The following is a 17103-nucleotide window of genomic DNA, read 5'->3' on the forward strand; positions in this document are numbered from 1 at the left end:
CGCGGGGAACTGCGCGACCAGCCACGAAGCACCCGCAGCCGACTACGACCCCAGATGCCCCAAGTCGTTCCAGCTCTCGATCGCGGGCTCGCCGTAAGCCCAGCCGAGCACCGAAAGGGACGTCGGATTAAGCCGTATCCGTGCCGCGAAGGCAACCGGCAGCCCCAGCCACCGCGCCCCGATGGACCTGAGGATGTGCCCGTGCGCGAACACCAGCACGTCCCGGTCGGCGGCGCGCGCCCACGCGACGACCTCGTCCGCGCGCGAGGTGACCTCCGCCAGGGACTCCCCCTGCGGCACCCCGTCCCGCCAGATCAGCCAGCCCGGCCGCACCGTCTGGATCTCCTCCGGGGTCATGCCCTCGTACGTGCCGTAGTCCCACTCCATGAGCGTGTCCCAGGTGGCCGCCCGCTCCCCGAACCCGGCGAGTTCGCACGTCTCACGCGCGCGTGCCAGGGGGCTCGTGCGGATCTCCGCCCCGGTCAGGCCGTCGTAGGGCGCCCGGTGCAGCCGCTCCCCGAGCAGCTTGGCCCCCCGCCGGCCCTCCTCCAGAAGCGGCACGTCGGTCCTGCCCGTGTGCTTGCCGGACAGCGACCATTCGGTCTGGCCGTGCCGGGCCAGCAGAACGCGCGGTGCCATGAAAAGACCTTTCCGGGGGAAAGCGGAGGCGGAACTCCTCCATCATCCCGCACCCTGTCGGAGGGCAACCCGGCGGGCGATCTCTGCGTCTTTGAAGGCCGAAGGCGCTGTGTGGGGCCGATCCACGAGGGCCCGCGCATACGCCGTAAAGTGGCACGACCGGACGACGACCGCCGGACGCCGCGCGAAACGAAAGGGGAAAGGATCGGATGCCGCAGACCGAGACACCAGGCACCGAGGCAGCCCCGGGGACGCGGCTGCGCTGGTGGACCGAGCTGCCTCTGATCGTGCTGGTGTACGCCTGCTACAGCGCGGGCCGGCTTCTCGCCCCGAACGATGTCAGCGGTGCCGTCGACCACGGACTGACGATCCTGAGGATCGAGAAGGTCCTGCACATCAACGCCGAGCATCCCCTGAACCGGCTGTTCACCAGCGAGAGCTGGATCGGCGTACCGGCCGACTTCTGGTACGCCTCGCTGCACTACCTGGTCACGCCCGCCGTCCTGATCTGGCTGTTCCGCTCCCACGCCGCGCGGTACCGCGCGGCCCGCACCTGGCTGATGACGTCCACCTTCATCGGCCTGATCGGCTTCACCCTGCTGCCGACCTGCCCGCCCCGTCTCCTCTCGGCGGGCCACGGCTTCGTCGACACGATGGCCCAGTACAGCTCGTACGGCTGGTGGGGCGGCGAGGCGAGTGCCCCCCGGGGCATGGGCGACATGACGAACCAGTACGCGGCCATGCCGAGCCTGCATGTGGGCTGGGCCCTGTGGTGCGGTGTGATGCTCTGGCGGTACGGCACGACGCGTACGACGAAGGTCGCGGCCGTCGCCTACCCGCTGATCACCACGATCGTGGTCATGGGCACCGCCAACCACTACTTCCTCGACGCGGTCGCGGGCGCGGCCGTGATGGGACTCGGGTTCCTGCTCGCCCCGTACGTCACCCGCGCCGCGAACCGGGCCACGGTGGGCATCCGGGCCCGGATATCCCCCGTCCCCGTCGTCTCCCGTGACGCAGAGCCCTCAATTGTCAGTGACGGATGCAAGACTTCCGCGGGTGAGCACATTCCACGGCAGCGCGAGTCACGGTTCGCAGACGGAGCCGAGCCGAGTCCCTCTTCCACGGACGCGGGGGACGGCGCTCAGGCAGCGGCTCGCTGAGCTGCGCGGCCCCGAGGTACCGGCCAAGGCACTGGACGCGCGCGCCCTCGCGGCCCTCGCCGCGAACCCCGGGTGCAAGCGCCGCGCGATCCTCGACGGCGCCGGGGTGAACAAGACGGAGCTGGCGAGCGCGCTCGGTTCGCCGTCCGCCTTCGGGCAGTCGCAGTTCGCCCTGACCCGGGGCAACGCCTTCGAGGCGAAGGTCAAGGCGGACGGCGGCGCGGAGCTGCTGCGGCTGGTCCACGAGCGGCTGGACCGGACCGCCGAGCCGCCCGCGGACGCCCAGGTCCCCGACCTCACCGCGATCGGCCCCGAGGGCCGTACGGCCCGCACCGCGCTGGCGTTGCGCGAGGCCACCGGTTCCCAGGGGTGGACGCTGCTCGACCACCCCATGCTCGCCCTCGACGTCGCCGGCTCCCCCGCCTACCTGGAGCCGGACGCCGTCGTCGTGCACCCGGACGGCACCTGGACCGTCGTGGAGATCAAGTCCTTCCCGATGCTGGACGGTTCGGCGGACCCGTCGAAGGTGGGCGCCGCCGCCCGCCAGGCCGCGGTGTACGTCCTGGCGCTGGAGGAGGTCGCCGCCCGTCTGGAACCGGCGCCGAAGGTCCGCCACCGGGCCCTCCTGGTGTGCCCCAAGGACTTCTCCAACCTCCCCACCGCCTCGGCCGTGGACATCCGCAAGCAGCGCGCGGTCACCGCCCGCCAGTTGACCCGCCTCACCCGCATCGAGGACATCGCCGACGCCCTCCCCGAGGGCACCTGCTTCGCCCCGGACCTGCCTCCCGCCGAACTGACCGCCGCGGTCGAGTCGGTCCCGGCGGCCTACGCCCCCGAGTGCCTGTCCGCGTGCGAACTCGCCTTCCACTGCCGGACCCGCTCCCGCGAGGCCGGTGCGGTGACCTCCCTGGGCCGCTCTGTGCGCGCGGAACTGGGCGGCCTGGCGACGGTGGAGGACGTCCTGGCGGCGGCCCGGGGAGAGTCGGGCGACCCCGACGACCCGGCGGTGCTGGCTCTGCGGAGGGCCGCGCGGCTGCGTGCCGAAGCGCTGGAGGGCCACCAACCGCAGGTCCCGGCGCCCGTCACGGCGGGAGGGGCCGGGTGGTGACGGCGGTCCCGGCACCGCCGCGCGGTGCCGCACACGCGCGAAGCCCGCGCTTCGCCCCGCGTCTCCAGGAGCCCCTGTGTCACTGATCACCACGCTCGCCCGGCTGGAGGCCGTCAGCACCGGCCGCGCCCAGCCCGCCGCCACCGTCCGCCACCGGCACCTCGCCGACCGCCCCCTCGTCCTCGTCCCGCTGACCACCGCGGGCGAGGCCGGCGCCCCGCTCGGCGCGCTCGTCGGCACCGACCGGGACGCGCCGCACCTCCTGGTCGTACCGCAGCCGCGCGACCGGGACCTCCGGTTCGCGTTCCTGGCCGAGCTGGCGGACGTCGTCCTGCCGCACGTCGACGAGTACGCCGAGGCGGTCGAGGCCGCCGAGCGCAGCGAGACCGATCCGGAGACCGGCAAGCGGGTCAAGGTCGAGGTGGAGCTGTGCGCGGACGCCCCGCAGCTGATCCTGCCGAGCCGCGCGGGTGTCGATTTCGTACGGCTGCTCGGGCGGTCCATGCGTTTTCGGCGTACGGCGGAGCAGGACCCGGAGACCCCGTATCCCGCCCCGCCCCGGGTGCCGCTGCTGGGCCGGTGGCTGACCCACTTCGGGGAGCGGGCCCGGGTGCCCGGATCCTCGCTGCTGCTGGCGATGACGGACGTACTGGCCCGGCACTGGTCCACCGGCCAGTCCACTCTGGAGGACCAGCACCTGGGCGCACTGCTCGCGTGGATCGACCCGCCCGAGGGCCGCTCCGGCGCCGAGGCCGCGCTCACCGCCGAGCTCGCCAGGGACGACCGCGGGCAGCTGCTGCACCCTCCTGCCGGGCCCGCCACCGACCCGGCGTTCGACAACAAGCTGCTCGCCCCCGCCCTTGAGCGCTACGACCGCGCGCGTACCGCCCTGGCCGCCGCCGAGGACGGACTGGAGGCCGACGACCGGCTCGGTGCGCTCACCGCCGCCGAGCGGGAGATCCGCGCCCTGGTCGTGAGCCGGACGCGCCCCACCTGGGACGCGGTGTGGCGGGGCCTCGACCTGCTGCGGGAACTGCCCGAGGGCGCGCACGCGCAGGAGCGGTGGACGCGCGACCGCTGGTCGTTCACGAGCCACCGGGACCGTGTCAGCGCCGGCGAGCCCCCGCAGCCGCGCCGCGACGACGCCGTCACCGCCGCCAACAAGCTCGCCGCGCGTGAGCGCGAACAGGCCCGTCTGGAGGCGCAGGAGGCGCTCGACGACCCGCTGGTGATGGCGGGGCGGCGGCTGGCCGGGGAGGCGTTCGCCGGGGAGGTCACGGACGTCGTGATGACGTACAGCGAGGGCAAGCGGCCGAGCCCGCGCCCGCTGGTCACCGTCCGGACCGACGACCGGCCGCATCTGGGCGAGCGGGCCAAGGTGTACCGCTCCCTGGGCGGGAAGCCGCAGTCCGCCGAGTTCGTGGGGAACGAGGAGGAGGGCGCCCTGATCGTCCTCAAGGTCCTCGACAAGATGGGCCGCGGCAAAGAGCCGGAGACCGGGTCCGTCCCCGAGAAGGGCGACCGGGTGTGCTTCACGCTCTTCGAGCACGAACAGCGCGGCGGCGCGAAGCTGCCCGACCCGGAGAACACCCCGTGGACGCACGGCGGACCGCCCGGTGAGGCGGTCCAGGAGAACGCCGATCCCCTGACCCGGGAGGACGTCCTGTGACCACCCGTACCTTCGACCCCGGTGCCGAGGCCGGGCGGGCCACCGACGCGATCCTCCACGACACCCTGCACGGCACCGACCGCGGTGTCGTGGTCGACTCCCCGCCCGGTGCCGGGAAGTCCACACTGGTGGTCCGGGCGGCGCTGGAACTGGCCGACGCCGGGCGCTCGTTGATGGTCGTGGCGCAGACCAACGCCCAGGTCGACGACCTGGTCCTCAGGCTCGCCGAGAAGAACCCGGACCTCCCCGTCGGCCGGCTGCACAGCAGTGACGCCGACCCGTACGACAGGGCCCTGGACGCCCTGCCGGCCGTACGGAAGTCGGCGAGGGCCGGTGACCTGGCCGGGCTGCCCGTGGTGATCTCCACGGCCGCCAAGTGGGGACACGTCAAGGTCGACGAGCCGTGGGCGCACGCCATCGTGGACGAGGCCTACCAGATGCGCTCGGACTCGCTGCTCGCGGTGGCGGGGCTGTTCGAGCGGGCGCTGTTCGTGGGTGACCCGGGGCAGCTGGACCCGTTCGCGATCGTCGGCAGCGAGCAGTGGGCGGGGCTGTCGTACGACCCGTCGGCCTCGGCGGTGACGACCCTGCTGGCGCACAACCCGCAGCTGCCCCAGCACCGTCTGCCGGTGTCCTGGCGGCTCCCGGCGTCAGCGGCACCGCTCGTCTCCGACGCCTTCTACCCGTACACGCCCTTCCGCAGCGGCACCGGCCACGACGACCGCCGGCTCGCCTTCGCGGTCCCCTCGGACGGCTCGGGTCCCGACCGGGTGATCGACGCGGCGGCCGAGTCGGGCTGGGGCCTGCTGGAGCTGCCCGCGCGGCACACTCCCCGCACGGACCCGGAGGCGGTGCGGGCGGTTGCGGCCGTCGTACGCCGGCTGCTGGACCGGGGAGGAGCGGCCACGTCGGAGCGCTCGCCGGACCCGGCCCCCCTGACGGCCGACCGCATCGCCGTCGGCACGGCCCACCGGGACCAGGCGGCGGCCGTCCGCGCGGCGCTCACCGACCTGGGCGTCGGCGACGTCACCGTCGACACGGCGAACCGCCTCCAGGGCCGCGAGTACGACGTCACGGTGGTCCTCCACCCCCTCTCCGGCCGCCCCGACGCCACCGCCTTCCACCTGGAGACCGGCCGCCTGTGCGTCCTGGCCTCCCGCCACCGCCACGCGTGCATCGTGGTCTGCCGGGCCGGAGTGAGCGACCTGCTGGACGACTACCCGTCGACGGAACCGGTCCAGCTGGGAACCCTGGTGAAGTTCCCGGACGGCTGGGAGGCCAACCACGCGGTACTGGCACGACTGGCCGAACACCGGGTGCCGTGGCGACCTTGAGCAAGGTCCGGCGTCGGTACCGCCGGAGGCGTCCGGCCCTCTTGCACGGGCGCGGGACAATGGACGGTGGCCCGGCCGTATGCGGGCCGTCGGTACGCACGACGTACGAGGAGGATGAAGACATGGCGGAGCCCACGCCGCGTCGGAACGAACCGCGGCTACGCCCCGCGCCCCTGCTGTTCGAGCCCACGCAAGTCGCGGACGATCCGGAGCACTTCTTCGACCTGGAGTCGATCGACGATCCCCGCGCGCTGCTGGCCCGGTCCACCGAGCTGGCGCACGCGTTCCGCGCCGCGGCCGACCGTGCCGTGGAGTTCCAGGCGATGGCGGCGGCCCAGCTGGCCGACCCGCGCCGTTTCGACCGGCTGACGACGGCTGACATCGCCGAGCGCGCCGAGTGGACCGAGGACTACGCGAAGAAGATGGTCGAGTTCGGCCGGGATCTGCTGCGCGGCGCGGAGGGCGGGGCGGGGCACGCCGATCCGGTGTGAGCTGTCGCCGCCGTGACTCCCGTCAAAAATCCTTGGCATATGCCAGGTGGGCAAGATACTCCCTGCCACCCCGCCCTGTCCCGGTTTCCCGCAACCCTCGGAGACGGTTCGCTCACACCCGGTAAATGTAGGTGGCATGAGCACACGCGACGAACCGTTCTCCGACCGCTTCGACGTCTCGGGCGTCACCGCGGACGGGGCCGCCTGGCTCGCCTCGGCAGGACCGCATCCGCGCAGCACCCTGGCGTTCTGGGAGGAGCGGCCCACCGCCCCGGTGGTGCTGCCCTGCGGTACCGCCTTCGACGTGGTCAGCGCCCCCGCGGTCTTCGGGCGCGGGATGGTCGACCGGCTGTGGGACGAGGGGCCGGGCTCGGGGCCGGTGGCGGCACTCAGGGGCCGGATGCTGCTGTTCGCGGCGCCGGGAACGGCCCAGCGGCTGCCGTCCCTGCTGCGCTGGGAGGAGTTCGGCCGCACCGGCGCGATCCCACCGCTGCTGTGTCACGGCACCGGCGACGCGGTGACCGTCCCGCCCCCGCTGGGCACCGCGAAGTCCACGCTGACGACCCGCTGGCTGGTCGCCCCGGACACCCGTCATCCCTGGCTGCCAGGGCCGGAAATCCTGGTCTGGGCGGCCGTGCGGGCGGCGCGCACGGCGGTGCGGATATCGATTTTTCCCCCAGCCGATCAGGATGCTAAGGTCTACGACGTCAGCAGGCGCCGCTAGCTCAGTTGGTTAGAGCAGCTGACTCTTAATCAGCGGGTCCGGGGTTCGAGTCCCTGGCGGCGCACAGACAACGAAGGCCCCCCGTCAACACGGGGGGCCTTTCGCGTGCCCCACCCCTACGGCGCCGTGATCTCCACGTTCCACGCCCCCGAGGCCGTTCGGTCCGCCACCTTCACCCGTACGCCCTCTCCCGGCACCGTGAAGCTCTCGCCCGTTTCGACGGGGGCGTCCGCGAGGGGTGGGTAGACGGAGTTCTCCCAGCAGGCCTCGGTGCGGGGGTGGGCGTCGATGACCTGGACGGGGCCGCCGCCGGACGCGGCACCGCTGTGGACGCGGTAGACGAGCACGCCCTGCCGACAGACCGCCGCGTCATTGCCGACCGCCCCGCGTGCCTCGAAGGCGAGCGCGCTGTCGGTCCCGGTGCGCACGACGGCGAGTTTGGTGCCGCGCCCCGGTCCGAAGATCCCGGCGGGGCCGGGGCCGGCCTCCAGCGGCTCCAGCGTCAGCCGGACCGGCCGAGGTCCCCGTACGCACGCCACCTGCCGCCGCTCCAGCCAGCCGAGCTTCCACTTGTGCCAGGCGAACAGGTCGGGGGCGAGGCCGAACTGGCTGCCCATCAGGTCCCAGTCGCCGACGTACGTGTCCCAGTCGCCCTTGCCGTCCATCGGCCGGTGGTAGAGGTCCGGCAGGTCGAAGACGTGCCCGGTCTCGTGGGCCAGGACCAGCCGGTCAGGCGGGTGCTTCTCGAAGACCGTGACGACCCGCCGGATGTCCGTGCCGTCGGCACGCAGCGGGACGTCCAGGTTGACGACCTTCGTGGCGTCCGAGTCGACGCCGGGGGCGTCCGGGTCGGCGACGAAGTAGACGACGTCGTAGCGCGAGAAGTCGACCTGCCCGTCGGACGCGGCGAGCGCGTCACGCAGGTAGGCGGCCCGGTCCTTGGCGCTCCAGTCGCGCTGTATGGCGTACGCCGTGGACGCGCGCGGCATCCGGATCCAGTGCCGCAGCGGGTGCGGGCGCAGGGTGAAGCGGCCGTAGGAGGCGCGCTCGAAGAAGCGGGTGGTGGCCGGGAAGTGATCGGCGGTCAGTTCGGCGGGGCTGGTCAGGGGGAGGGCGTCCGGGAAGGAGAGGAAGACCATCACCGCGTCGAGGGAGCGGGCCGGGCGCGGATAGGCCGTGTTCCAGGTGTCCACGCCCTCCGAGTGGTGGGCCTCGGTGCGTTCCAGGGTGCAGGGCTCCGAGGAGAAGGGTTCGGCGACCGACGGTCCGGTGACGAGGGACGTGGCGGCGAGGGCCGCCATCGTGGTGAACACGGCCGCGGTGCTGCGCAGTCGGGGGCGCGGAAGGGTGCGCGGAAACGGGCGCGGCAACTTGACCTCCGGGAGCGGTTCACGGGACACCGCACCCAGCCTGTGTGCGTTTGCGGTAATACGCCCTGTTTATCTGCACCGGATGAGTGAGATGGCGTGACCTGTCGAACCGCCCGACACCCCCGAATCGCTCACGGAACGTCACAAGCGGTCTCGGGCCCGAAGAACCCGTCCAGCTGCGGGCAGAAACGATCTGCCAGAAGGGGTTGCCGGTCATCGAGACTGGGCAATGGCTGGAAGGGCCTGGGGGCAACCTCTATGATCGGCACACTTTCCTGCGCGGACAGCGATCGAGTGCACTGCGGGAGCTAGCGGTGAACGGAACGTCCGAAGGGCCGGCGCCCGCGACAGACCTCGACGGGGCAGCCGTAACAGAGAGTGACATCACTGCGCCTGCTCGTATCGAGCCCCCGGCGCACCGCGCGGCTTTCGCGGCGGCGCCGCTGGCCATGGCGGTGGTGGACCGCGAGGGCACGGTCGTCGACGCCAACCCGGCCTTCGGCGAGCTGCTCGGCGCCGTGCCGGAGGAGCTGACCGGGGCGGTCGCCGCCGAACTGGTGGACCTGGCCTCGGACGCCCGTACCTGGCACGCGTACCGCGAGGTACTGCGCGGCCGGCAGGCGAAGCTGCGCTGCAAGCGCCGGCTCAAGCATCCCGACGGGCACTCGCTGTGGGCGCAGATCACGGTCGCGCCGCTGACGGAGGGCGCCGAGGGCTCCCCCGGTGTCCTGCTCTCCGTCGCCGACATCACCGCCCGGCGTGAACTCCAGGCGCGGCTGCGGCACTTGCAGATGCACGACCCGGTGACCCGGCTGCCCAACCGCACCCTGTTCTTCGAGCGGCTGACCGCCGCGCTGGAGGCGGAGTCGTACGAACAGGGCGGCACGGGCCGGATCGGTCTGTGCTACCTGGACCTCGACGGCTTCCAGGCCGTCAACGACACCCTCGGCCACCGGGTCGGCGACCGGCTGCTGGCCGCTGTCGCCGAGCGCCTGACACGCTGCGCGGACGAGACGGGCCACGGCCGGGCGACCACTCCCCTGGTGGCGAGGCTGGGCGGCGACGAGTTCGCCCTGCTCGTCGAGGACTCCACGGGCACGGAACAGCTCGCCGACCTCGCCGAGTCGCTGTTGAAGGCCGTCCAGGCACCCTTCGACATCTCCGGCCGGCGGCTGTCGGTGTCGGCGTCGATCGGGGTCGTGGAGCGGCAGGCGGAGGGCACCTCGGCGACGGGTCTGATGCAGGCCGCCGACACCACGCTGTACTGGGCCAAGGCCGACGGCAGGGACCGCTGGACGCTCTTCGACCCCGAGCGCAACGCCCACCGCGTGACCCGTCAGGCCCTCGCCTCGACGCTCCGCCCGGCCATCGAACGCGGCGAGTTCCAGCTGGAGTACCAGCCGCTGGTGGGCATGGAGGACGGCCGACTGCGCGGGGTCGAGGCGCTGGTGCGCTGGAACCACCCGCAGTTCGGGATGCTGGCGCCGAATCGGTTCATCGCACTGGCCGAGGAGGACGGTTCGATCGTCCCGCTCGGCCGCTGGATCCTGGTCACCGCCTGCCGCCAGGCCCGTCAGTGGCAGCTGGACCATCCCGACGAGCCGCCGATCTTCGTCAGTGTCAACGTGGCGGTCCGGCAGGTCTGGGACTCCGACCTGGTCGCGGACGTGGCGAAGACCCTCGCGGAGACCGGCCTGGCCCCGCACCTGCTCCAGCTCGAACTCACCGAGTCGGCGGTGATGGGCTCCGCGGGCCGCCCGCTCCAGGCGCTCCAGGCGCTGAGCGACATGGGCGTCGGGATCGCCATCGACGACTTCGGCACCGGCTACTCGAACCTGGCCTACCTCAGCCGGCTGCCGGTCTCCGTCCTGAAACTGGACGGCTCCTTCGTGCGCGGATTCCAGTACGAGGGTGAGGGCGTCGCCCCCAACCCGGCCGACGAGGTCGTCGTCGAGGCGATGATCCAGCTCGCCCACCGCCTGGGCCTCACCGTCACCGCGGAGTGCGTGGAGACCTCGGCCCAGGCCAGCCGCCTGCGCCGGATCGGCTGCGACACCGGCCAGGGGTGGCTGTACTCGCGGCCGGTGTCGCCGGATCGCATCTCCGGGCTGATGGAGGCCCAGGTCTGACCGTCAGGCCGTCGGCAACCCGTAGGCGTCCGCGAGGAGTTCGTAGGAGCGCAGGCGTACGTCGCCGCTGTGGGCGTTGCCCGTGAGCATCAGTTCGTCGGCGCCGGTGCGCTTGTGGAGGTCGTCGAGGCCGGAGCGGACCTCGTCAGGGGTGCCGTGGATGACGTTGGCGTTCCAGGAGTTGGCGAACTCCTCCTCCATGGGGCTGAACTCGTAGGCCTCGGCCTCCTCGGGGGTGGGGACCAGGCCGGGGCGGCCGGTGCGCAGCCGGATCATGCTGAGGGCGGCGGCGCGGACCTGGCGGCGGGCCTCCTTCTCCTCGTCCGTGGCGAGGGCGGAGACGCCGATGAGGGCGTACGGCTCGTCGAGGATCGCGGAGGGCCGGAAGGACTCGCGGTAGAGGTCCAGGGCCGGGACGGTGTTCTGCGCCGAGAAGTGGTGCGCGAAGGCGAACGGCAGGCCGAGGGTGCCGGCCAGCCTGGCGCTGAACCCGGAGGAGCCGAGCAGCCACAGAGGCGGCCGGTGCGGGGACTGGACACCGCCGGGCGAGGTCGCCTGGACCGGGCCGGGTACCGCGTGGATACGGCGGTAGGGGTGGCCGTCGGGGAAGTCGTCGTCCAGGAAGCGGGTGAGTTCGGCGAGCTGCTCGGGGAAGTCGTCGGCGCCCTCGTTGAGCCGGTCCGTGCGGCGCAGGGCCGCGGCGGTGGCGCCGTCGGTGCCGGGAGCCCGGCCGAGGCCCAGGTCGATACGGCCCGGGGCCATCGCCTCCAGGGTGCCGAACTGTTCCGCGATCACCAGCGGGGCGTGGTTGGGGAGCATGACGCCGCCCGAGCCGAGCCGGATGCGGGTGGTGTGGGCGGCGAGGTGGGCGAGGATCACCGCGGGCGACGAGGACGCCACGCCCGGCATGGAGTGGTGCTCGGCGATCCAGTAGCGGTGGAAGCCGCGGGACTCCGTGAGCTTGGCGATGGCGACGCTGGTGCGCAGGGCGTCGGTGGCCGTGCGTCCGGCGCCGACGGTGACCAGGTCGAGCACCGAGAGAGGTACTGGGGCGGTGCCCTGTGCAGTACCTCGGATCTCGTCTTCCGCCACGGTGGGGTGCCTCCTGCTCATGTGCCGTGCGCTGTCGTCCTGGCCACAACAGGAGAGTGTCCCCGGTTATTCCCGGGTGTGGTCACACGTCTCCCTGGATCCTCATCTTCCGTATCCCGTGCGGCAGTTGACCGCTTGCCGCAAGGTCCCCCGGGTACCCGGCGCGCACCACCTCACCAACCGGAGGGATCGCCCATGACGCGGGAGAACACGTCACGGCCGTCGGAGCCAGGACGGCTGCAACCCGGTACCAGGCAGCACGCCGAAGCACCGTCCGCCCGGATCGGCGACATCGCGTGGACCGCCCCAGGAACGGCAGGCCATGCGCGACCTGGTCGAGGCCCGGCTGCACCGCACCCGGCACCGGGTCGCGGCCCAGGTCCTCCTCGCCGTCATGCTCTGCGGGGTCGTGGCGGCGACGGCCCTGACCGCGAGCCTGCCGCGGACCCTCGGCATGGCCCTGTTCGCCGGGGTCTTCCTCGGCCGGCTGATCCTTTACGGGAACCGCCAGTGCCAGCGACTGTGCGCCATGCGCGCGGAACTCACCGCCGAAGCCGCCGCCGCGGACCGCACGGACCGTCGGCAGTGAGTCCCTGAACAGCGCGCAGCGCACACCGCATCTCAGACCTGGACGACCGGCTCCCTGGTGAACAGCGCGCCCAGCGCGGGGGCGTTCACCCTGCGGTCCGTCAGGCGCAGGGCCTCCCAGACGGTGACCTGGTTCGCGGTGAGGACCGGCTTGCCGAGTTCCTTCTCCAGGGCCGGGATATGGGTCGCCGTGTGGAGGGCGGTGTCCGGGAGGAGGACCGCCACGGCGTCCGGGGAGTCGGCTGCCCGGGCCAGTGCGAAGACCTCCTCCTCCCCCCAGGTGCCGACCTCCGCCGCCGTGATGATCCCGGCTCCGTGGACCTGGAGGACCTCCACTCCGCCGGCCCGCAGGAACTGCGCGAACAGGTCCGCCACGTCGTCCGGGTAGGTCGCCGCGACCGCCACCCGCCCGGCCCCGATCTCCTGGGCTGCGTGGACGAAGGCGAACGAGGTGGAGGAGGCGGCCATTCCTGCCGTACGGGCAAGGGTGCGCACCTGCTCCTGGGCGCCCTCCCAGCCGTGCACGAAACTGCCGCTGGTGCAGGCCCAGACGATGGACTCGGCACCTGACATGCGCAGTTCCTCGACGCCCGCGGCGAGCCGTTCGGCCGAGCCCATCTCCAGGAGCGCGTCCACGCGGTGGGCGTCGGTGCCGATGTCGGTATGGACCACGTCCAGGCGGATGTCGCTGCCCAGCAGCTGTTCGATGCGCGGGTAGTCGTCCTCCGCGGAGTGGCCCGGGTAGAGGAATCCGAGTGCGGTCATGTCCAGCCTTCCTGCTGCGGTTCTTCGTCCGGCAGTACGGGGCGTACGGGGCCGCTCCTCGCCGCCGGGTCGATCAGCGCCTGGTACGGTCCCACCGCTCGGGTACCCAGTCGGCGCAGTGCCGCCCACATCGTCACCTGGTTGGCCGAGATCACCGGGATGCGCAGTTCCGCCTCCAGTTGCGGGATGACGTCGTAGGTCGGCAGGTTGGTGCAGCTGATGAACAGCGCCTGGGCGTCGTGCCGTACGGCCTTGTGCGCCATCTCGGAGACCTGGCGGTACGGCACCTTCCAGATGTGCCGGGTCAGGCCCATGTAGGCGCACCCGGTGACCGCCACGCCCGCCTCGGCGACGTACGCCTCCAGCGACCGGGTCACCGACACCGTGTACGGCGTCACCAGCGCCACTCGCCCCACGTCGAGCTCGGCGAGCGCGTCCAGCAGGGCGCCCGAGGTGGTCAGGGACGGGACCGCACCCGCCGTGGTCATGGCCGCGCACATGGCCCGCTCGCCGGCGATCCCGCCGACGAAGCTGCCGGAGGTGCAGGCGTAGGCCACGACCTCGGGGGCGATGGCGTGGAGTGTGCGCACCGCCTCGTGCAGGGTCTCGTGCTCGCTGACCAGGCGGGCCAGGTCGAGGCTGACCTCGACGGGGACGTACGGCGTGCGGGTCAGATGGAGCGAGATCTCGTCGGGGACCCAGCGCCACAGTTCGCGGTCGAGCGCGAAGTCGAAGGGGGCGACGACACCGACACCGCGCTGAGGGCGCGGACCACCCAGAAAGGAAACGTCCATGGCAGAGACCGGCCTCACGGTGAGAGACGGTGGGACAGCGGAACGTGCTCAACGCCCGTGTTGACGAAGGTAGGTTCGGGTGCGAGCGTGGTCAATCCGCCCATGTCACGCACACGTCACACCGGTGTCACCGCCGGTGTTCCCGCCCACGTCAGACACCCGGCAACCCCGCGAAAATCCGTAGAAACGGTGCCTCGATGTCCGTCCCCGTTCTTCTGGTCCTTGACGCAGACCCCCCGCCGCGCCTCGGGAGACTCACCGGCAGGGCCCGGATCCTGCACACGGACGGGGCCGGGCTCGCCGAGCGGCTGCCGGTCGCCGACGTGCTGCTGGTCTGGGACTTCACGTCGACCGCGGTGCGGGACGCGTGGCCGGGCGAGGGCTCGCGACCGGGCTGGGTGCACACGGCGAGCGCGGGCGTGGACCACCTGATGTGCCCCGAACTCGTCGCCTCCGACACGAGGGTGACCAACGCCCGCGGTGTCTTCGACCAGCCGATCGCCGAATACGTGGCCGCGCTGGTCCTCACGATGGCCAAGGACCTGCCCCGGACCCTGGAGCTGCAGCGCGAAGGCGTGTGGCGGCACCGCGAGTCCCAGCGGGTCGCCGGCACCCGTGCGTGCGTGGTCGGTTCCGGGCCCATCGGGCGGGCGATCGTGAGCACCCTCAAGGCGCTGGGCATCACCACCGCCCTGGTCGGGCGCCGCTCCCGCACCGGGATCCACGGCCCCGACGACCTCGACCGGCTGATGGCCCGCGCCGACTGGGTGATCGCGGCCGCTCCGCTCACCTCGGAGACGCACGGCATGTTCGACGCCCGCCGGTTCGGCATGATGCAGCCCTCCGCACGGTTCATCAACATCGGCCGGGGTCAGCTGGTCGTCGAGGACGCACTGGTGGAGGCGGTGTCCAAGCGGTGGATCGCCGGCGCCGCCCTCGACGTCTTCGACACCGAACCCCTGCCGCCCGGCAGCCCGTTGTGGCAGGTCCCGGGGCTGATCGTGTCCCCGCACATGAGCGGCGACACGATCGGCTGGCGTGATGAACTCGGCACCCAGTTCGTGGAGTTGTACGACCGCTGGGAGGCGGGCCGAGCGCTGTCGAACGTGGTCGACAAGCAACGCGGGTACGTGCCAGGGCACTGAACGTCGACGGAGGGGCACACATGCAGGACCTCACCGAACTGACCGCCGTACAACTCGTCGAGGGTTACCGCAAGGGCGAGTTCAGCCCCGTCGAAGCGACCCGGGCGGCCCTGGAACGGGCCGAGCGGATCCAGCCGGAGGTGAACGCCTTCGTGCGCGTGACCGGTGAGGAGGCCTTGACGCAGGCCCGCGTGTCGGCCGACCGGTGGCGGCGCGGGGAGCCCTCCGGCGCGGTGGACGGCGTACCGGTCACGGTGAAGGACATTCTGCTGATGCGCGGCGCCCCGACACTCAAGGGCTCCAAAACAATCTCCGAGAGCGGCAGTTGGGATGAGGACGCCCCGTCCGTCGCCCGGCTGCGCGAGCAGGGCGCCGTCCTCCTCGGCAAGACCACGACCCCGGAGTTCGGCTGGAAGGGCGTCACGGACTCGCCGTTGTCCGGCGTGACCCGCAATCCCCACGACCCGACGCGCACCGCGGGCGGCTCCAGCGGGGGCGCCGCGGCGGCCGTGGCGCTCGGTGCGGGGCCGCTCGCGCTGGGCACGGACGGTGGGGGCAGTGTCCGGATCCCGGCCGCGTTCTGCGGGATCTTCGCCCTGAAGCCGACGTACGGCCGGGTGCCGCTCTACCCGGCGAGTGCCTTCGGGACCCTCGCGCACGTGGGTCCGATGGCCCGCGACGCGGCGGACGCGGCCCTGCTGCTCGACGTGATCGCGGCGCCGGACTCCCGCGACTGGTCGGCGCTGGGTCCGGCAGCCGGCCCGTACACGGCGGCCCTGCGGGGCGGGGTGCGGGGCCTGCGGGTCGCGTACTCCCCGTCCCTCGGCGGCCAGGTGGCGGTGCAGCCCGGGGTCGCGGCCGCGGTCCGCCGTGCCGTGGAACGCCTCGCCGAACTCGGCGCGTACGTCACCGAGGCCGACCCCGACTTCGCCGATCCGGTGGATGCCTTCCACACCCTGTGGTTCAGCGGGGCGGCCCGCGTCACGCAGCATCTCGGGCCGCACCAGCGGGAGTTGCTGGACCCGGGTCTCCGGGGGATCTGCGGTTCGGGGGCACGCATGAGTGCGCTGGACTACCTCGCCGCGGTGGACGTCCGGATGGAACTCGGCCGCCGGATGGGCCGTTTCCACGACTCCTACGACCTGCTGGTCACCCCGACCCTCCCGATCACCGCGTTCGAGGCGGGCACCGAGGTCCCGAAGGGCTCGGGGCACCACCGCTGGACGGGCTGGACGCCCTTCACGTACCCCTTCAACATGACGCAGCAGCCCGCCGCGTCCGTCCCGGTGGGAACCGACGGCGACGGCCTGCCGGTCGGACTGCAGATCGTGGCCGCCCGCCATCGGGACGACCTGGTACTACGGGCGGCGCACAGCCTGTACGAGAGCGGGGGCGCCGCGGCGACCACGATCCCCGGCCGGACTCCACGAGCAAGGTAGGCGACGAGCCGCGTCCCGCAGGGGCCGCCCCTCACCCACGGCTGGGCTCCGGTCCCGGGGCGTCACGCCCGGCGGAAGCTCAGCGTTTCTCCGATCGCCCCCGTCCGCCACAGATCGTTGCAACCGTCGGCCAGTTCCTCCAGGCCGTCCACCACCTGCCCCCACACGATGCCCGGCACCCAGCCCACATCGCCGTTCAGGAGCAGGTTGTTGCGCTCATAGAACAGGGCCAGGTCGACCAGGGTCGTGCCGGCGGGAACCTCGCGGTCATAGCCGTGGGACGCCGTGCCGAGTTGGGCACCCGCGAAGGAGAAATAACAGAGATCTCCGGGAATCGGAGTAACTGTCGGATTCTCCAGCGGTGGTTCCGTTTCCGCGAAAGGCGGGAAAAGGGCGTAGATCTCATTGCGTGCGTACTTTGCGTGATAGACGTCACCGGTTAGCGGGAGTGCGTCCCACACAGCCCCGCAGGTGACCGGCGCCCGGTCGTCGAGGAGCTTTGCCGTGGCGGTGATCCCCCGCTTGACCAGCGAGACTTCGATGTATCGGTCAGCCATGCATTCCATGGTGCCCCGCCGGTCAAGAGGGCGTCGGCACGGAACGGGGCTCAAATCGGCCTGCATAAGTCGCATCCGGTCGGGTAGCCGCGCCGC

General features: G+C 72.3%; 16 protein-coding genes and 1 tRNA gene. 11 read left to right on the forward strand and 6 right to left on the reverse strand.

Annotated elements, in window-relative coordinates:
- Window positions 1-42: 42 nt before the first annotated feature.
- Window positions 43-639 carry a histidine phosphatase family protein gene (locus tag OHT57_RS19375; protein WP_328747708.1) on the reverse strand — a complete coding sequence of 199 codons (597 nt, stop codon included), beginning with the start codon at window positions 637-639 and terminating at the stop codon, window positions 43-45.
- A gap of 209 nt (window positions 640-848) precedes the next feature.
- On the opposite strand from OHT57_RS19375, the gene OHT57_RS19380 reads away from it, so the two are divergent.
- The 7 genes from OHT57_RS19380 to OHT57_RS19410 all read left to right on the forward strand — a co-directional run bounded on the left by OHT57_RS19380 (window position 849) and on the right by OHT57_RS19410 (window position 7192).
- Window positions 849-1802 (forward strand): phosphatase PAP2 family protein, encoded by a 954-nt coding sequence (locus tag OHT57_RS19380; RefSeq protein WP_328747709.1) that lies wholly within the window; start codon window positions 849-851, stop codon window positions 1800-1802.
- Window positions 1699-2910 carry a hypothetical protein gene (locus tag OHT57_RS19385; protein WP_443053464.1) on the forward strand — a complete coding sequence of 404 codons (1212 nt, stop codon included), beginning with the start codon at window positions 1699-1701 and terminating at the stop codon, window positions 2908-2910. The genes OHT57_RS19380 and OHT57_RS19385 overlap by 104 nt, the downstream gene beginning before the upstream one ends.
- A 76-nt stretch (window positions 2911-2986) precedes the next feature.
- A complete protein-coding gene (locus tag OHT57_RS19390) occupies window positions 2987-4579 on the forward strand; it encodes a hypothetical protein (protein WP_328747710.1) in 1593 nt (530 codons plus the stop codon).
- The gene (locus tag OHT57_RS19395) at window positions 4576-5913 is read left to right on the forward strand and encodes an AAA domain-containing protein (protein ID WP_328747711.1); all 1338 of its coding nucleotides are present in this window, start codon (window positions 4576-4578) and stop codon (window positions 5911-5913) included. Before OHT57_RS19390 ends, OHT57_RS19395 begins: the two co-directional genes overlap by 4 nt.
- Window positions 5914-6035: 122 nt before the next feature.
- Window positions 6036-6404, forward strand: coding sequence for a hypothetical protein (locus OHT57_RS19400; RefSeq protein ID WP_123989515.1), 369 nt, complete (start codon window positions 6036-6038; stop codon window positions 6402-6404).
- 136 nt (window positions 6405-6540) lie between these two features.
- Complete coding sequence (locus OHT57_RS19405; RefSeq protein WP_328747712.1) at window positions 6541-7128, forward strand: bifunctional DNA primase/polymerase; 588 nt, start codon at window positions 6541-6543, stop codon at window positions 7126-7128.
- Window positions 7119-7192: transfer RNA gene (locus OHT57_RS19410), tRNA-Lys, on the forward strand. The genes OHT57_RS19405 and OHT57_RS19410 overlap by 10 nt, the downstream gene beginning before the upstream one ends.
- Before the next feature lie 52 nt (window positions 7193-7244).
- Here OHT57_RS19410 and OHT57_RS19415 read toward each other — a convergent pair.
- Window positions 7245-8528, reverse strand: coding sequence for a M6 family metalloprotease domain-containing protein (locus OHT57_RS19415; protein ID WP_328747713.1), 1284 nt, complete (start codon window positions 8526-8528; stop codon window positions 7245-7247).
- A gap of 284 nt (window positions 8529-8812) precedes the next feature.
- On the opposite strand from OHT57_RS19415, the gene OHT57_RS19420 reads away from it, so the two are divergent.
- A complete protein-coding gene (locus OHT57_RS19420) occupies window positions 8813-10627 on the forward strand; it encodes a putative bifunctional diguanylate cyclase/phosphodiesterase (protein ID WP_328747714.1) in 1815 nt (604 codons plus the stop codon).
- Window positions 10628-10630: 3 nt separating this feature from the next.
- Here the strand turns inward: OHT57_RS19420 and OHT57_RS19425 are convergent, their stop codons facing one another.
- Window positions 10631-11740, reverse strand: coding sequence for an LLM class flavin-dependent oxidoreductase (locus tag OHT57_RS19425; RefSeq protein ID WP_328747715.1), 1110 nt, complete (start codon window positions 11738-11740; stop codon window positions 10631-10633).
- A gap of 301 nt (window positions 11741-12041) precedes the next feature.
- Here OHT57_RS19425 and OHT57_RS19430 point away from each other — a divergent pair, with 301 nt between their 5' ends.
- The gene (locus OHT57_RS19430; RefSeq protein WP_328747716.1) at window positions 12042-12308 is read left to right on the forward strand and encodes a hypothetical protein; all 267 of its coding nucleotides are present in this window, start codon (window positions 12042-12044) and stop codon (window positions 12306-12308) included.
- 32 nt (window positions 12309-12340) lie between these two features.
- Here OHT57_RS19430 and OHT57_RS19435 read toward each other — a convergent pair whose 3' ends face one another.
- Together OHT57_RS19435 and OHT57_RS19440 are read right to left on the reverse strand one after the other, a co-directional pair.
- Window positions 12341-13072, reverse strand: a complete 732-nt coding sequence (locus tag OHT57_RS19435; RefSeq protein WP_328747717.1) for a maleate cis-trans isomerase family protein — start codon at window positions 13070-13072, stop codon at window positions 12341-12343.
- Complete coding sequence (locus tag OHT57_RS19440) at window positions 13069-13866, reverse strand: maleate cis-trans isomerase family protein (protein ID WP_328747718.1); 798 nt, start codon at window positions 13864-13866, stop codon at window positions 13069-13071. Before OHT57_RS19440 ends, OHT57_RS19435 begins: the two co-directional genes overlap by 4 nt.
- Window positions 13867-14063: 197 nt before the next feature.
- Between OHT57_RS19440 and OHT57_RS19445 the strand changes: the two genes are divergently transcribed.
- Both OHT57_RS19445 and OHT57_RS19450 read left to right on the forward strand, forming a co-directional pair.
- Window positions 14064-15011: a D-2-hydroxyacid dehydrogenase gene (locus tag OHT57_RS19445; RefSeq protein WP_328747719.1), complete on the forward strand. Its 948-nt coding sequence runs from the start codon at window positions 14064-14066 to the stop codon at window positions 15009-15011.
- 20 nt (window positions 15012-15031) lie between these two features.
- Entirely contained in the window at window positions 15032-16450 is a 1419-nt protein-coding gene (locus OHT57_RS19450) for an amidase (protein WP_328747720.1), read from the forward strand.
- Between the two features lie 62 nt (window positions 16451-16512).
- On the opposite strand, the gene OHT57_RS19455 is transcribed toward OHT57_RS19450, so the two are convergent.
- The gene (locus tag OHT57_RS19455) at window positions 16513-17007 is read right to left on the reverse strand and encodes a DUF3830 family protein (protein ID WP_328747721.1); all 495 of its coding nucleotides are present in this window, start codon (window positions 17005-17007) and stop codon (window positions 16513-16515) included.
- Between the last annotated feature and the right edge of the window lie 96 nt (window positions 17008-17103).

Origin of the sequence: Streptomyces sp. NBC_00285 (assembly GCF_036174265.1) — a bacterium.
Taxonomy (GTDB): domain Bacteria; phylum Actinomycetota; class Actinomycetes; order Streptomycetales; family Streptomycetaceae; genus Streptomyces.

Excerpts from the sequence above, each read along its gene's own strand:
- OHT57_RS19405 (WP_328747712.1), top strand. The coding sequence starts at position 6,541 with ATGAGCACACGCGACGAACCGTTCTCCGACCGCTTCGACGTCTCGGGC.
- OHT57_RS19455 (WP_328747721.1), bottom strand. The coding sequence starts at position 17,007 with ATGGCTGACCGATACATCGAAGTCTCGCTGGTCAAGCGGGGGATCACC.
- OHT57_RS19430 (WP_328747716.1), top strand. The coding sequence starts at position 12,042 with ATGCGCGACCTGGTCGAGGCCCGGCTGCACCGCACCCGGCACCGGGTC.
- OHT57_RS19450 (WP_328747720.1), top strand. The coding sequence starts at position 15,032 with ATGCAGGACCTCACCGAACTGACCGCCGTACAACTCGTCGAGGGTTAC.
- OHT57_RS19445 (WP_328747719.1), top strand. The coding sequence starts at position 14,064 with ATGTCCGTCCCCGTTCTTCTGGTCCTTGACGCAGACCCCCCGCCGCGC.
- OHT57_RS19400 (WP_123989515.1), top strand. The coding sequence starts at position 6,036 with ATGGCGGAGCCCACGCCGCGTCGGAACGAACCGCGGCTACGCCCCGCG.
- OHT57_RS19380 (WP_328747709.1), top strand. The coding sequence starts at position 849 with ATGCCGCAGACCGAGACACCAGGCACCGAGGCAGCCCCGGGGACGCGG.
- OHT57_RS19435 (WP_328747717.1), bottom strand. The coding sequence starts at position 13,072 with ATGACCGCACTCGGATTCCTCTACCCGGGCCACTCCGCGGAGGACGAC.
- OHT57_RS19425 (WP_328747715.1), bottom strand. The coding sequence starts at position 11,740 with ATGAGCAGGAGGCACCCCACCGTGGCGGAAGACGAGATCCGAGGTACT.
- OHT57_RS19375 (WP_328747708.1), bottom strand. The coding sequence starts at position 639 with ATGGCACCGCGCGTTCTGCTGGCCCGGCACGGCCAGACCGAATGGTCG.
- OHT57_RS19440 (WP_328747718.1), bottom strand. The coding sequence starts at position 13,866 with ATGGACGTTTCCTTTCTGGGTGGTCCGCGCCCTCAGCGCGGTGTCGGT.